The following is a 14,354-nucleotide window of genomic DNA, read 5'->3' on the forward strand; positions in this document are numbered from 1 at the left end:
GCGATGACCCGCCCGCCGATCCCCCTACCTCCGCTGCGCAGGCCGAGGTCGGCGGACCTCACCGCGACCTTCGCCGGCTTCCCCCTGCCCACCGGCACCAACCTCCCGCCCTACCGGCGCCGGGAGCTCATCCTGATGATCTTCGCCGGCGTGCTCGCGACCAGCGCGCTCGCCGCGTTGACCTTCGCCGACATCGGCCAGGTCTCGCTCGGGATCTTCTCCATCGGTCTCGGCTTCTTCTGCCTGTGGGCGCTGGCCCACCTGGCGGTACGCAGGTTCGCGCCGGCCGCCGATCCGGTGCTGCTCCCGGTCGTCGTCGCGCTCAACGGCCTGGGCCTGGTCATGATCTATCGGCTCGACCTCGCCAAGGCGGATGCCGCCGAGCGGGCGGGAACCCACATTCCGCCCGGTGCCGCGCAGACGCAGCTCGTCTGGACCCTGCTGGCGGTCATCGTCTTCATCCTGGTGCTGGCGCTGGTACGCGATCATCTCTCGCTCGCCCGGTACGCCTACACGGCCGGTCTGGTCGGTCTGGTCGGTCTGGTGCTGCCGATCGCGCCTGGCATCGGCGCGACCATCAACGGCGCGCGCCTCTGGCTGCGGATCGGGCCGTTCTCCTTCCAGCCGAGCGAAGTCTCGAAGATCATTCTTCTGATCTTCTTCGCCGGCTATCTGGTCAACAAACGCGAGGTCCTCTCGGTGGCCTCCCGCTCCTTTCTCGGGATGGGGATCCCGCGCGCCCGCGACCTCGGGCCGGTACTGGTGGCGTGGCTGGCGAGCCTGGGCATCCTGATCGTGCAGAAGGACCTCGGCTCGTCCCTGCTGTTCTTCGGAATGTTCATGGTCGTCCTCTACGTCGCCACCGAGCGGGCATCGTGGCTCTTGGTCGGCTTCGTGCTGTTTCTGTTCGGTGCCGTGATCGCGCACAGCATGTTCAGCCATGTCCAGGTCCGGGTGGACGGCTGGCTGCACGCCTTCGACGGTGACAACCCGTCGAGCACGTCGTACCAGCTCGTGCAGGGCCTCTACGGCTTCGCCGCCGGTGGCATCACCGGTACGGGGCTCGGGGAGGGGCACCCGCAGAAGGTGCCGTTCGCGAACACCGACTTCATCATGGCGAGCCTCGGTGAGGAGCTCGGTCTCACCGGCGTCATGGCCATCCTGATGATGTACGCCCTGGTCGTGCTGCGCGGGATGCGCGCGGCCCTCGGCGCGAAGGACCCGTTCGGCAAACTGCTGGCGGCCGGGCTGTCCTTCACCCTGGCGCTGCAGGTGTTCGTGCAGGTGGGCGGGGTCATGCGGCTCATCCCGCTGACCGGGCTCACGCTGCCGTTCGTCTCCTACGGCGGGTCGTCCATCGTGGCCAACGCCGCGATCATCGCATTGCTGCTGCGGGTCAGCGACGCCGCCCGCCGCGCACCCGAACCGGTGCCGGATGCCCCCCTGTTCGACCCGGGCGCGGTTGCCGAGAGTCCCACCCAGGTGGTGAAGACGACATGAACCGCACGGTGCGCAAGGTCGCCGTCGCCTGCATGCTCCTCTTCGCCGCGCTCCTGGTGAACGCGAACTGGCTCCAGGTGGGCGAGGCGGGCAGCCTCAAGTCCCAGCCGACGAACGGGCGTCAGATCACCGAGCGCCTGGAACGACAGCGGGGCGCGATCGTCGCCGGTGACGTGGAGATCGCACGTTCGGTGCCGTCGAACGACCAGTACAAGTACCAGCGGCAGTATCCGGCCGGGCAGCTCTACTCCAACGTCACCGGCTACTACACGCTGTTCACGGCGGCAGGCCTGGAGCGGTCCGAGGACGTCTTCCTGTCCGGAGACGACGACCGGCTGCTCGCAAGCCGGGTGACCGGCCTGTTCACCGGCGCGGAGCGGCGCGGCGGTTCCGTGGTCACCACGATCAACCCCGCCGTCCAGAAGGCGGCGGCGGAGGCGCTCGACAACCGCAAGGGCGCGGTGGTCGCCATCGAGCCGTCGACCGGCGCGATCCTGGCGATGGTCACCAACCCGTCCTACGACGCGAACGCGCTGGCGGCCCATGATGAGAAGGCCGCAGCCAATGCCTATGGGCTGCTGTCGGGCAATCCAGATCAACCGCTGCTGAACCGGGCAGCCCAGCAGACCTATCCGCCCGGTTCGACCTTCAAGCTCATCACCGCCGCCGCCGCGCTGTCACAAGGCAGGACGCCGGACACTCGCGTCGCGGCACCCGACGAGCTACCGCTCCCACTGAGCACCGTGCGGCTGCCGAACTTCGGCGGCGAACGCTGCGGCGACGGCGAGACCGACACCCTCATTCACGCGCTCGCCATCTCCTGCAACACCGCGTTCGCACAGCTCGGTATCGATCTCGGTGCCGACACCCTGCGCCGGCAGGCCGAGGCCTTCGGCCTGAACGCGACCTTCCCCGACTTCCCCTTGCAGCAGGCCCGTAGCGTCTTCCCCGCCAAGCTCGACGCCGCGCAGACCGCGCAGTCGGCGATCGGCCAGTACGACGTCCGGGTCACGCCCCTACAGATGGCGGAGGTGGTCGCGGCGATCGCCAACGACGGCACGGAGATGAAGCCCTATCTCGTGTCCGAACTGCGCAGCCCGGACCTCAAGAGGATCAGCAAAACCGAGCCGAAGAAACTCGGTGAACCGGTGAGCCGCGAGGTGGCCGCCCAGCTCACGACCATGATGGAAAGCGTGGTGACGTCGGGGACCGGTCGGCGGGCGCAGATCGGCGGCGTCGCCGTCGCCGGGAAGACGGGGACCGCCGAGCACGGCACCAGCCTGCCGCACGCCTGGTTCGTGGGGTTCGCCCCGGCGGACGCTCCGAAGATCGCGGTTGCCGTCATCGTCGAGGACGGCGGCGGCGAGCTGGGTACCGGTGGTGCCGTCGCCGCCCCCGTCGCGAAACAGGTCATACAGGCCGCATTGGACAAGCCATGAACAACTCCCCGGGCAATCCCATCTCCCCGTCGCAGCCCTTCGCCGGCGCCGCGTCGCCGAACACCGTCCTCGACAACCGGTACCGCCTGAACGGGCGGATCGCCGCCGGCGGCATGGGTGAGGTCTGGCGTGGCCTGGACCAGACCCTCGGCCGCCCCGTCGCGGTGAAACTGCTGCGCCCGGAGTACGCCAGCGACGAGTCGTTCCTGGTGCGGTTCCGCGGCGAGGCCCGCCATGCCGCCCGGCTGTCACACCCGGGCGTCGCCTCGGTCTATGACTACGGCGAGGTCGCGACCGCCGACGACTACCCGACCGCCTACCTGGTCATGGAGCTGGTGGAGGGGGAACCCCTCTCCGCCGCGCTGCACCGGGAGAAACGGTTGTCTCCGGAACGCACGCTGGACATCCTCGGGCAGGCGGCCGACGCGTTGCAGGCCGCGCACGCCCTCGGCGTGGTCCATCGCGACGTCAAGCCCGGCAACCTGCTGCTGCGCCCGGACGGCGCGGTGAAGGTCACCGACTTCGGGATCGCCCGCGCGGTCGACGCCGCGCCGCTCACCGCCACCGGCATCATGATGGGGACGGCCTACTACGTGTCCCCCGAGCAGGCGTCCGGGCGTCCGGTGACACCGGCGAGCGACGTCTACTCGCTCGGCGTCGTCGCGTACGAGTGCCTCGCCGGTCGCCGCCCCTTCGACGACCGCAACCCCATCGTGGTCGTGATGGCCCACCAGCAGGACACCCCGCCCCCGCTACCGACCGACATCCCCTACCAGGTACGGGCCCTGGTGGACTCGGCGATGGCCAAGGACCCCGCGCGCAGGCCCAGTTCGGCGGGGGCATTCGCGCGTTCGGCGGCCGGGATCCGGCGCAGTCTGTGGAGCCCGGAGCCTGCGCGCTGGCCCGGCGCACCGGACGCGACCGCCCGCCATCCGGGGCCGGGCGCCGTCCTCCCGCCCGCCGGTGCCGCCGCTCGCCCGCCCCGATCCACCTCGCGCACCCGGCCACCGTCCTGGGTGGCCGCACCGCCACCGTCCGGTCGCACCAGTGGACCGGGGCGCACCGGCGCTCCGCCGGACAACGCCCAGGCGGTTCCCGATAGCCCGGAAGCCATGCTCGGCGGACCCGACGTACCTGCAACGGCCCTGCACAGCCCGCCCTTCGGCGGCCCCGACACGGCGTACGGTGGCCCCGAGCCGGCATACGGCGGCTCGGCCTACGGGACGCCGGACCGTGGCGGCCCCCGCGATCCCGGCACCGCCTACCACCCGGGTCCGCCGCCGTGGGCCCGTACCCCCGGCGGCCCCCCAGGTCCGTCCGGCCCGGACGGCCCGGATGATCTGCGGCCGGGCTGGGAGGGGCGAGCCGCTCGACGGCACCGGCCGAAGGCGGCCTCCCGTCCCGCCCTGCCACTGCCACTTCTGATCATTCTGCTGATCCTCACCGTGGTGATCGTCGCATTCGCGACCAACAGGTTGTTCTCCGGCAGCAATTCCGCATCGAACTCCGCGACCACACCACCGAGGGTGGTCTACCCAGCCGCAATCGGTGATGAAATCGTCAGCGGTAACGCCGGGTCGGCGATTTCCGGCGCGGGAGGGGCGACGGCAGGGGAGTATTCGTGACCGACGTGACGGAGATGTATGCCCCGGGGGCTGGGCCGCAGATCATCGGCGGGCGTTACGAGCTGGGCGAGGGCATCGGCTATGGCGGCATGGCGGAGGTCTTCCGCGGCCGTGACATCAGGCTCGGCCGTGAGGTCGCCGTCAAGACGCTGCGCCCGGACCTCGCCCGTGATCCCACCTTTCTCGCCCGGTTCCGCCGAGAGGCGCAGTCCTCGGCCGCGCTGAACCACCCCGCGATCGTCTCGGTGTACGACACGGGCGAGGACGTCATCAACGGGGCGCAGATCCCCTACATCGTGATGGAGTTCATCGAGGGGCGGACCCTGCGCGACGCGCTGCAGACCGAGGGCCGGTTCACCGAACGCCGCGCCATGGAGATCACCTCCGACGTCTGTGCCGCCCTGGACTACAGCCACCGGATGGGGATCATCCACCGCGACATCAAGCCGGCGAACGTGATGCTCAGCCCGGACGGCTCGGTCAAGGTCATGGACTTTGGCATCGCCCGCGCCACCACCGCGACCTCCTCGACCATGACCGCGACGGCGGCGGTGATCGGCACCGCTCAGTACCTGTCCCCGGAGCAGGCCCGAGGAGTCCGCGTCGACGCCCGCAGCGACGTCTACACCACCGGGGTGCTGCTCTACGAACTGCTCACCGGGTCGCCGCCGTTCCGCGGGGACAACCCGGTGGCCGTGGCCTACCAGCACGTGCGGGAGGATCCGCTGCCGCCGTCCGCTCACGATCGCGACATCTCCCCCGAGGCCGACGCGATCGTCCTCAAGGCGATGGAGAAGGACGCCGACGACCGCTACGGCACCGCGGGTGAGATGCGCGACGATCTGGAACGGGCGCTGGCCGGACGGCGCGTGCACGCCATGATGGGAGGTGGTGGCGCGGGCGGGGCCGCCACCACCCTCGGCCCGGCTGCGCCCGGCACGGCGATCCTCAGCCGCGGTGACCGAGCGGGTTATCCCACCCGGGACCGCTACCGCGACGACGACTACCGCAACGACGACTACCGCGACGACGCCCAGACCACTTACCGCGACGTCCCCTACGACGACGGCCGGTTCGGCACCGGTCCGTTCGACCGCTACGACGTGACCGGGGCCATCGACCGGCGGGCCGTTCCCAACCAGGAGCGTTCCCAGGCGTGGAAGTACATCCTCGCGGGTCTCGGAATCGTCATCGTCTTCGTCGCCGTCGTCCTGCTCGCCACGACCTTCCTCAGCACCGGCAACAACACCGCCTCCACGAAGAAGATCCTCGTCCCGACCGGCCTCGTCGGGCAGAACGAGCAGCAGGCCCGCGCCCGGCTGCAGAGCGCCGGCTTCGGGGGGGAGGTGGTCACGAAGCTGGTCGACTCACCGGACCTGGCCGGTCGGGTCACGGCGGTCGACCCGGCCGAGGGCAAGGAGGTCGCCGCCAAGGGGGTGATCACCCTGTCGATCGGCAAGGCCGCCGACGACGTCCAGATCCCCGCCGACCTGATCGGGAAGACCCAGGCCGAGGCCGAGGCTGCGCTGCGGGCGTTGGGGCTGGTCCCGAACCCGATGGCCTACGGCAACCCGACCAGCCAGAAGGTCGGCACGGTGGACAGCACCGATCCGCAGGCGGGTTCGGCCGTCAAGCGCGGCAGCACGGTCACGCTCAACGTGGTCAGCCCGAACGTCAACGTTCCCGACGTGCGCAACCGCACGTACGACAATGCCGCCGCCGAGCTCGGCCGCTACGGGCTGAGGGCGGCCCAGCAGCCCGTCGCGAACAACAACGTGGCGCCGGGGACGGTTGTGGACCAGAGCCCGTCCGGCGGCAACGTCCCTCGGGGTTCGACCATCACGCTGTCCGTCGCCCAGCAGATCCAGACCACCGCGCCGCCGACTCCAACCGAGACGCCGACCGGGCCCACCCCGACCACGGAGCCGACCAGCACTTCGCCGAGCCCGACGGGTAATCCCACCCCTGGGACACCGGCCACGACGAAGCCGGGCGGCCTGGGGGGGCTGCTGGGCGGCCGCAACGGCGGTGGCGGTTCCGGCGGTGGCGGCACCTGAGGTCGTCGCGCCGACGGAGGCGGTCGTGGCTGCTCAGGCAGTATGGGACTGCGGCCGCCCACGGCAGGGTGCCTGATGCCGCGGGAGGTCACGATCTGATGCGCATCCTGGTGATCGACAACTACGACTCGTTCGTCTTCAACCTTGTCCAGTACCTGGGCCAGCTCGAGACCGAATGCATCGTGCGCCGCAACGACGAGATGACGCCGGCCGACCTCGCCGCGCTCGGCGTCGACGGGGTCCTGCTCTCCCCGGGACCGGGTACGCCCGAGGCGGCCGGCGTGAGCATTCCCATGGTGCGAGCCTGCGCGTCGGGCGGCATGCCGCTGCTCGGGGTGTGCCTGGGCCATCAGGCGATCGCGGTCGCGTTCGGCGCTACCGTCGACCGCGCCCCGGAGTTGCTGCATGGCAAGACCTCGGTCGTCCGCCATGACCGGACCGGCGTTCTCACGGACCTGCCGTCGCCGTTCGTCGCGACCCGCTACCACTCGCTGGCCGTCGAGGAGGACACCCTTCCCGAGGAAATCGAGGTGACCGGCCGGACCGAAAGCGGCGTGGTGATGTCGCTGCGCCATCGACGGCTCCCGCTCGAGGGCGTGCAGTTCCACCCGGAGTCCGTCCTCACCCAGGGCGGCCACCTGATCCTCGCCCGTTGGCTGGACCAGTGCGGCGACGGCGGCGCGGCGCGCAGGCTCGCGCCGGGGCTGTCCGCCGAGGTCGAGACCCTGCGGACGGCGGCGTTTTCCTAGCCGCGCCTGGCGATGCCGGACGGGTCGATCGGCCCGTCGTAGCCGGGTAGCCGGCTGTCGGCGGCCTCCTCGACGCGGTATCCCAGCCGGTAGGCGTCGACGTACTGCCGGTAGATCGTGACCTGCGGATTGGCCCGCAGGCTGGAGCGCAGCGCGGCGACCTCCCCGATCGCCGTGATCCGGAACGGCGGGGAGAAGACCTCGCCGTGCAGCAGAAGAGTGTTCCCGACGCAGCGGACCGCCGTCAGTGCCGTCACCCGGCGGTCCATGATGCCCATCGCCTCGGCGCCGCCGGCCCACAGCGCGTTCACGACCGCCTGGACATCCTGCTGGTGCACGATGAGATCGTCGGGCCTCGGGGCGGGCACGCCGGGGGCGTACGGGCCGCCCCGGCCCTCCCGCGGGGCGTCGTCCAGCTCGACGGTCAGCGCCGGCCCGCGCACCGGGGCCAACCCCGCGGGACCGGCCAGCAACTCGACCAGGGACCGGGCGGCGGCATCGGTCCCGAGCACGAAGCCCGGTGCCCCCGACGGGACGGCCTGCGCCGTGGTCGCGCGCCGCCGCGACGCGGCGTCCAGCCCGGCGCGGCGGTCGGCCACCCGGCCCGCCTCCTCGTCGACAACCTGCGCGACTCCCGCCCGCTCCTGGGCCGCCCAAGCGGCGGTGTCCCGCGGGCCGGCCCGATCGAACGGGCCGCCGTCCAGCACCACGACGCCGGACAGCACGACGCCGGACAGCACGCCGGCCCAGAACAGCGACACCGCCCAGATCACCCGCCGCGACCGGCTCCCCGGCCAGGGCCAGGGCCGTAGCCAGCCGTGCACCGTCGTCCCCAATCTCCCTCGGGCCCCGCTGAACGGTTCACCCATGCATGCCGATGAAGCGCCGAGGGCGGCACGCGACCATGCCACAACCAGCCCGGCCGGGCGATCCGTCCGCCGCGTCGGAGGTATCGCCTCCCGCGCAGGCTACGCGGCCGATGGCGCTCTCGATGCCACATCGGTCTGATCGTCCCGGCACCGGCCGCGACGTCGGCGTCGCCCGGGCCCCGACCGGAGGTGAATCCCGCCGGCCGGTACGCAACGGCGTTTCCACGGACACCCTGTCTACGCTGGTACCCAGCGCGAGACCGCCGATGGCCGGACGAGGACGGCGACGACGGTCGCCGCTCTCGTCCACGCACGGCCATCGAGGAGTTCCGCAGTGCCCGAGTCACGACGCCGCAAGCCCAAGAAGCCAACCCCGACCACCACCGCGGGCGCGTCGGCACGCAGGCGGAAGCCGCCGTCCCCGCCCTGGTTCGGCGGTCTGATCCTCGCGTTCTTCCTGGTCGGGATCGCCTACCTGCTCGTCTACTACTTCTCCAACGGCGGCGTCCTGGGGATGGAGGGGCTGGGCGGCTGGAACATCCTTATCGGGTTTGGTTTTGTCGTCGTCGGACTGGCCGTGTCGACCCAGTGGCGATAGCCGGCCCGCACGCCAGACGCCCGATGGCCACGCCCGGCACAACCGCAAGAGCTTCCAGCCGTATTATTCATCCACAACCATTGTCCACAAGTGTGGATACCTCCACCTTGATCACCGATTACCCAGGGCATCCTGTTGTATCCTGAACGCCAGAAGATTTCCGGCTCCTCACCCTACGAAGCCACGATCGGGTTCTCCCGGGCACTCCGCGTGGGCGAACGCGTGTTCGTCAGTGGGACTGGGCCGGTGTGGCCGGACGACACGGTTCCACCGGACGCTGAGCTGCAGACCCGGCGGTGCTTCGAGATCATCCGCACCGCACTGCGCGAGGCGGGCACCGATCTCGGTGACGTCACCCGTACCCGGATGTTCATCACCGATCCCGCCCACGCTCCGGCCGTCGGCGCCGTCCACGGCGAGCTGTTCGCCGCGATCCGCCCAGCCGCCACGATGGTCGTCGTTGCGGGACTACTCGACGAGCGTTGGGTCGTCGAAGTGGAAGCCGAGGCGATCCTTGGGTCCGGGGCTGGGTCCGGGGCTGGGTTCGGGTCCGACTGACGGCCGGCCCTGACGCCGGGTCCGGATCCGGGACCGTCAGCGCGCGATGACCGCCCTGCGCAGACGCGCCACGGCGCGTTCGGCGTCGCCGGTTGTGACGATCAGGCGCCGGAACTCGCCACCCGGGCGGACCTCCACCACGACCGCGGGCCGGCCGCGGTAGACAGCGACAAACTCCTTGCCGCCCCGCGACCGCCAGGTTCCGAGGGCCATGACGCGCGGCAGTCCGGTCCCGGGCGCCCGCCATCCGTGCACTTCCGCGAACGCATCCGCCGCCAGGCGTACGTCGAGTACCTCGTCGAGCCGCACGGAGACGTCCCCACGCACCGCGCCGATCCGTTCAAGCCCGCGCAGGACGACCTCGACCCGCTTGTCCACAACCTCCAGGCTGGCCACAGCTCCCACGTTAATGCCACGACCCGCTCGGGTTCGCCTGATCGCCGTGGCCACCTGTCCCGGGACCGGCCTGCACGATCAGGTCGAGGGGGACGGCCGGGCGTAGGCCTCGGCGTCCTCGGCCCTGATCACGTACATCACCGCGTTGATCAGGGCCAGATGGGTGAACGCCTGGGGGAAGTTTCCGAGATGGCGGCCACTGACCGGATCGATCTCCTCGGCATAGAGATCCAGCGGGCTGGCGAGGCTCAGCAGCCGTTCACACAGCTGCCGGGCACGGGTCAGCTCGCCGATCTCCACCAGGGCGGAGACCAGCCAGAACGAGCAGATCAGGAAGGCGCCCTCGGTGCCGGAGACCCCGTCGTCGGTCTCCTCCGTGCGGTAGCGCAGGACCAGCCCGTCAACGGTCAGCTCGTCGGCGATCGCGAGCACGGTGGCCTTCACGCGTTCGTCGGCCGCCGGCAGGAACCCGAGCAGCGGAATCAGGAGCAGTGAGGCGTCGAGCGCCTTCGATCCGTAGTACTGGGTGAACACACCGCGATGATCCATACCCTTCTCGCACACCTCGGCGTGGATCTCCTCCGCCACGGCCCGCCAGCGCGCCGCCGTCTTGGCGTCCCCCCGCATCTGCGCCAGCCGCCGACCCCGGTCCAGGGCAACCCAGCACATCATCTTGGACACGGTGAAGTGCTGCGGCGCCCCGCGCACCTCCCACATCCCGCGGTCCGGCTCCCGCCAGTGCGTGGCCGCCGCCTCGACGAGGCGCACGAGCACCGGCCAGAGCCGTTCGGAGAGGTAGTCACGGGACTTGGTGTGCAGGTACACGGAGTCGAGAACGACGCCCCAGACGTCGTGTTGACGTTGCAGTGCCGCTGCGTTGCCGATCCGTACCGGGTAGGCTCCCTCGTAGCCGGACAGGTGACCGAGGACCTCCTCGTCGATCTTCGGCTCGCCGCTCACCCGGTACATCACCTGGATGTCGTCGTCATCGTTCTCGGCGACGTCTGCGATGAACGAGAAGAAATCGTTGGCCTCGTAGTCCAGCCCGAGGGTGTACAGGCCCCACAGCGCGAAGGTGGAATCGCGGATCCAGCTGTACCGGTAGTCCCAGTTCCGTTCGCCGCGCGGGGTCTCCGGCAACGAGGTGGTCGAGGCGGCGAGCAGAGCACCGGTCGGCGCGTAGGTCAGTCCTTTCAGCGCGAGCGCGCTGCGCTGCAGATGGCGCCGCCAGGGATGGTCGGGAAACATTCCCCGCGACAGCCACTGGCGCCAGAACTCCGTTGTCCGGTCGACGGCGACGCACGCCTGCAGGTAGGTGTCCGGAAGCAGGGGCTCCTCCGGGCGCCAGGTGAGCGCGACGAACGCGGTGTCCCCCTCCCGCAGCGTGGTGCGAGCCAGTGCCCGCCGGCCGTCGAAACCGAGCCGCAGGTCGGTACGCAGCCGCAGCGTGACGTTGGTGCCCGCATGGCTGATCACGCCGGAGGAGTAATCCTCTCCCTCGTACTGCCAGGACTCGGGCTCACGGCCGTAGTCGAAGTTCGGCTCGCACACCAGGCTGAGATCCACCGAGCCGTGCTCACAGCGAGCCAGCCGGAGCAGCACGTGGTCGGCGTCCCAGTCGCTCGGCGTCCGACGGTGCGTGTTCGAACGCTTGTGGGTGCGATGCCAGCGCCCGACCACCAGGCAATCGGTGACGATGAGCCAGCCGTTCGGCGTCTGCCAGGTGGTCTCGAGAATGTTCGTCCCGGGGAGATAACGCCGGCCGGCCGGGATCTGCGTACGCTCGGGACCGAAACGGAAGCCCCCGGCCGACCGGTCCAGCACCGACCCGAAGACGCTCGGGGCGTCGGGCCGGGGCACACACATCCACTCGACGTTGCCGCTGGGGGCAACGAGACAGGACGTCTCACAGTCGGACAGGAATCCGTACTCGGCGATCGGCGGGAAGGGACTGCCCCCGCTGCGCCGCACCGGTGAATGTGCCATCTGATCCCCCTGCCCGCGCCGTGCCACGGCATCCATCACGCTATCGCCACCACACGTAGATCGCTACTATGAGTATTGACAAGAAAGCGAATGGTAGCCGCTAGTCGGCGGCGTGCAAGCGTCGCGGCCGTCCTCGCCCCCGCAACCAGGGCTGTCGGGCTACACCTGCCGGGCTACACCAGTGTCGACGACTTGATGATCACGGCGGCGAACAGCAACGCGAGCACGGCGGCGACCCCGCCCGCCTGGAGCAGCACCCGGCGGGGCGGGACGTAGGCGTAGATCAGACCGATGACGGCACCGACAGCCAGCCCACCGAGATGCCCCCATTTGTCGATGTTGCTGAACGAGAAGGTGATGGCGAGGTTGATCCCGAGCACGATGAGGATCTGCCGGGAGTCCACCCGCAGGCGGCGGGCGATGATGTAGTAGGCGGCAAAGAACGCGAAGATCGCGGTGGACGCGCCGACCGACACGGTGAACCCGTCACCGAGCACGTAACTCAGGGTGTTCCCACCGAGCGCCCCCGCCACGAACAGCGCGAGGTACCGAGCCCGCCCGAGGATCGCCTCGAGCTGAAACCCGAGCAGGTACAGCGCGTACATATTGAACAGGATGTGGAGCACGCCGGCGTGCAGGAAGGCCGCGGTCAGCAACCGATAGTACTGGTCGTCCGCCGCGATCCGGATTCCGATCATGGCGAAGTCGCCGGTGAAGCGGTTGAAGGTGCCGCGGCCGGTCAGCCCGGGCGCGCCCTGCAGGATGTAGGCGGCGACGCACAGGCCGATGAGGATCTGGGTGACCAGCCCCTGCCGGGCGACCTGAGCCGGGCCGCCGAGTGTGGTCCGCGTTCGGCGCTGCGGCGTGGAGCGGTCGCCCTCCTCCGGGCAGTGGAAGCCGACCGCCGCCGGGCGCATGCAGTCGGGGCAGATCGGCCGGCCGCAGCGCTGGCAGGAGACGTAGGTCTCCCGGTCCGGATGACGGTAGCAGTGCGGGATCATCGCGGCGCCGGGTGGCTGCGGCCGGCCGGCGGGAGGACCACCCGCGGGAAAACCGCCGGTGGGCGGCGGGGGACCGCCGGAACCGGAAGGTGGAGTCCACCCCGACCAGCCGGGCGCCGGGCCGACCGTGGGTCGCCACCCCGGCTCGGCCACCGGGTGGCCCGATCCAGCCGGGCGCTGCTCCGGGCCGCCCGGCTGGTCATCCGTGGGCGGTTCGACGGGCGGGTTCGCCGTCACCGCGCCGCCCCGGCAGCCGGCGTCGCCGCCGGAGGGGTACGGCTGACGTGACCACGTCCGGCCACCCGTACGCATGCGGTGGCCGACGACCGCGCACGCCGCGCAGCTGGAGCTCTCATGCGCCGTACTCCCGGGTTCGAGGCGGTGACCGGCCGGTCAGGCGGACCGGCGGTCGATCACGATCTCCTGGATGACGATGTCGGACTTCGGCCGGTCCTGCGCCCCGGTCGGCGCCTTGGCGATCGCATCCACCACGTCGGTTCCCCGCGTGACCTCACCGAAGATGGTGTGCTTGCGGTTGAGCCAGTCGGTGGGCGCGACCGTGACGAAAAACTGCGAGCCGTTGGTCCCCGGTCCGGCGTTCGCCATTGCGAGCAGGTACGGCCGGTTGAAGGTCAGGTCCGGATGGAACTCGTCGGCGAACCGGTAGCCCGGACCGCCTCGACCGGAGCCCAGCGGGTCACCGCCCTGGATCATGAAGTTTGGAATGACCCGATGAAAGATCGTTCCGCTGTACAGCGGCGTGCCGGTCTTCTTGGCACCGGTCTCCGGGTCCGTCCACTCCTGCGTGCCGGTCGCGAGGCCGACGAAGTTCCGCACCGTCTTGGGAGCGTGGTCGGGGAACAAGCGGATCTCGATGTCCCCCTGAGTCGTCCGCAGCGTCGCGTACAGCTCCTCGGCCATGAGCCTCTCTTCTCTTCAGATCGATCTCTGCGGGTGTCTGGTCAGCCGGCGTCCGGATGGGTCTCGATCGTATGCGCCGGGCGCCGCGGGGGAATTCCATCACCGAGGTTCGCACCGGGTACACCTTCCCAAGGGCACAGCCCAGACATGTCACCCAAGCATTAGTGGCACGCTACGGAGGGTTGACGCGTTGGAGAAGCCCGCCGACGGGGTACGGCACACTTCACAGATCTTGACCACACCGATACCTGGGCACACCACCAGTTCGATGGTCGGACGCCTCGACCATCGGCTCAACGAGAGGGCACCATGAGTACGATATTGAAGGACAGACTATTGAAGGACAGACTGTCACATGTCGCCGACACGGTGCCGGTTAGCGGGCTGTCCGACACCGCGAAGAGCGCCGCCGACCGCGCCGGCACGGTCGCTCACAAGGCGGCGAGCAAGGCCGGGGGTACGGCCGGATCGGCCGCGTCGGCCACCAGGGATGTGGGCGCCAGCGTGGCGCACCGGATCTCCGACGCCTCCAGCACGGCCACCAAGACCGGTGCCTCGGCCCAGAAGGCGGCCGGGAAGGCCGCGGGCCGGGCCGTCGGCAAAGCCACCGCCGTGTCCGGTCGGACCGCCAGGCGGATCGAGAAGGCCCGGGCGC

General features: G+C 70.3%; 12 protein-coding genes and 1 pseudogene. 8 read left to right on the forward strand and 5 right to left on the reverse strand.

The genetic code is table 11. The features are described 5' to 3' along the window. Nucleotides 1-3 precede the first annotated feature (3 nt). The 5 genes from AC08OO_RS18370 to AC08OO_RS18390 all read left to right on the forward strand — a co-directional run bounded on the left by AC08OO_RS18370 (nucleotide 4) and on the right by AC08OO_RS18390 (nucleotide 7,370). Nucleotides 4-1,500, forward strand: a complete 1,497-nt coding sequence (locus AC08OO_RS18370) for an FtsW/RodA/SpoVE family cell cycle protein (protein ID WP_476610930.1) — start codon at nucleotides 4-6, stop codon at nucleotides 1,498-1,500. Further along, entirely contained in the window at nucleotides 1,497-2,939 is a 1,443-nt protein-coding gene (locus AC08OO_RS18375; protein WP_476610929.1) for a peptidoglycan D,D-transpeptidase FtsI family protein, read from the forward strand. The genes AC08OO_RS18370 and AC08OO_RS18375 overlap by 4 nt, the downstream gene beginning before the upstream one ends. Beyond that, nucleotides 2,936-4,564, forward strand: coding sequence for a serine/threonine-protein kinase (locus AC08OO_RS18380; RefSeq protein WP_476610928.1), 1,629 nt, complete (start codon nucleotides 2,936-2,938; stop codon nucleotides 4,562-4,564). Before AC08OO_RS18375 ends, AC08OO_RS18380 begins: the two co-directional genes overlap by 4 nt. Further along, nucleotides 4,561-6,621, forward strand: coding sequence for a Stk1 family PASTA domain-containing Ser/Thr kinase (gene pknB, locus AC08OO_RS18385; RefSeq protein WP_476610927.1), 2,061 nt, complete (start codon nucleotides 4,561-4,563; stop codon nucleotides 6,619-6,621). Before AC08OO_RS18380 ends, pknB begins: the two co-directional genes overlap by 4 nt. A gap of 98 nt (nucleotides 6,622-6,719) precedes the next feature. Then, a complete protein-coding gene (locus AC08OO_RS18390; RefSeq protein WP_011438791.1) occupies nucleotides 6,720-7,370 on the forward strand; it encodes an aminodeoxychorismate/anthranilate synthase component II in 651 nt (216 codons plus the stop codon). On the opposite strand, the gene AC08OO_RS18395 is transcribed toward AC08OO_RS18390, so the two are convergent. Beyond that, on the reverse strand, nucleotides 7,367-8,194 hold the full coding sequence (locus AC08OO_RS18395) for a DUF881 domain-containing protein (RefSeq protein WP_476618816.1): 828 nt from the start codon (nucleotides 8,192-8,194) through the stop codon (nucleotides 7,367-7,369). The genes AC08OO_RS18390 and AC08OO_RS18395 overlap by 4 nt on opposite strands. A gap of 379 nt (nucleotides 8,195-8,573) precedes the next feature. Between AC08OO_RS18395 and AC08OO_RS18400 the strand changes: the two genes are divergently transcribed. Both AC08OO_RS18400 and AC08OO_RS18405 read left to right on the forward strand, forming a co-directional pair. Continuing rightward, a complete protein-coding gene (locus AC08OO_RS18400; protein ID WP_476610925.1) occupies nucleotides 8,574-8,837 on the forward strand; it encodes a cell division protein CrgA in 264 nt (87 codons plus the stop codon). 135 nt (nucleotides 8,838-8,972) lie between these two features. Further along, nucleotides 8,973-9,395: a RidA family protein gene (locus AC08OO_RS18405; RefSeq protein WP_476610924.1), complete on the forward strand. Its 423-nt coding sequence runs from the start codon at nucleotides 8,973-8,975 to the stop codon at nucleotides 9,393-9,395. A gap of 36 nt (nucleotides 9,396-9,431) precedes the next feature. Here AC08OO_RS18405 and AC08OO_RS18410 read toward each other — a convergent pair whose 3' ends face one another. The 4 genes from AC08OO_RS18410 to AC08OO_RS18425 all read right to left on the reverse strand — a co-directional run bounded on the left by AC08OO_RS18410 (nucleotide 9,432) and on the right by AC08OO_RS18425 (nucleotide 13,699). Beyond that, nucleotides 9,432-9,791 carry a hypothetical protein gene (locus AC08OO_RS18410; protein WP_023840019.1) on the reverse strand — a complete coding sequence of 120 codons (360 nt, stop codon included), beginning with the start codon at nucleotides 9,789-9,791 and terminating at the stop codon, nucleotides 9,432-9,434. Nucleotides 9,792-9,869: 78 nt separating this feature from the next. Next, the gene (locus AC08OO_RS18415; RefSeq protein WP_476610923.1) at nucleotides 9,870-11,777 is read right to left on the reverse strand and encodes a glycoside hydrolase family 15 protein; all 1,908 of its coding nucleotides are present in this window, start codon (nucleotides 11,775-11,777) and stop codon (nucleotides 9,870-9,872) included. 173 nt (nucleotides 11,778-11,950) lie between these two features. After that, complete coding sequence (locus AC08OO_RS18420) at nucleotides 11,951-13,015, reverse strand: rhomboid family intramembrane serine protease (RefSeq protein WP_476610922.1); 1,065 nt, start codon at nucleotides 13,013-13,015, stop codon at nucleotides 11,951-11,953. A gap of 156 nt (nucleotides 13,016-13,171) precedes the next feature. After that, on the reverse strand, nucleotides 13,172-13,699 hold the full coding sequence (locus AC08OO_RS18425) for a peptidylprolyl isomerase (protein WP_011438798.1): 528 nt from the start codon (nucleotides 13,697-13,699) through the stop codon (nucleotides 13,172-13,174). A gap of 309 nt (nucleotides 13,700-14,008) precedes the next feature. Between AC08OO_RS18425 and AC08OO_RS18430 the strand changes: the two are divergent. Next, nucleotides 14,009-14,354: pseudogene (locus AC08OO_RS18430) on the forward strand (hypothetical protein); the annotation flags it as partial.

It is taken from the genome of Frankia sp. CeCAU1, assembly GCF_977971845.1.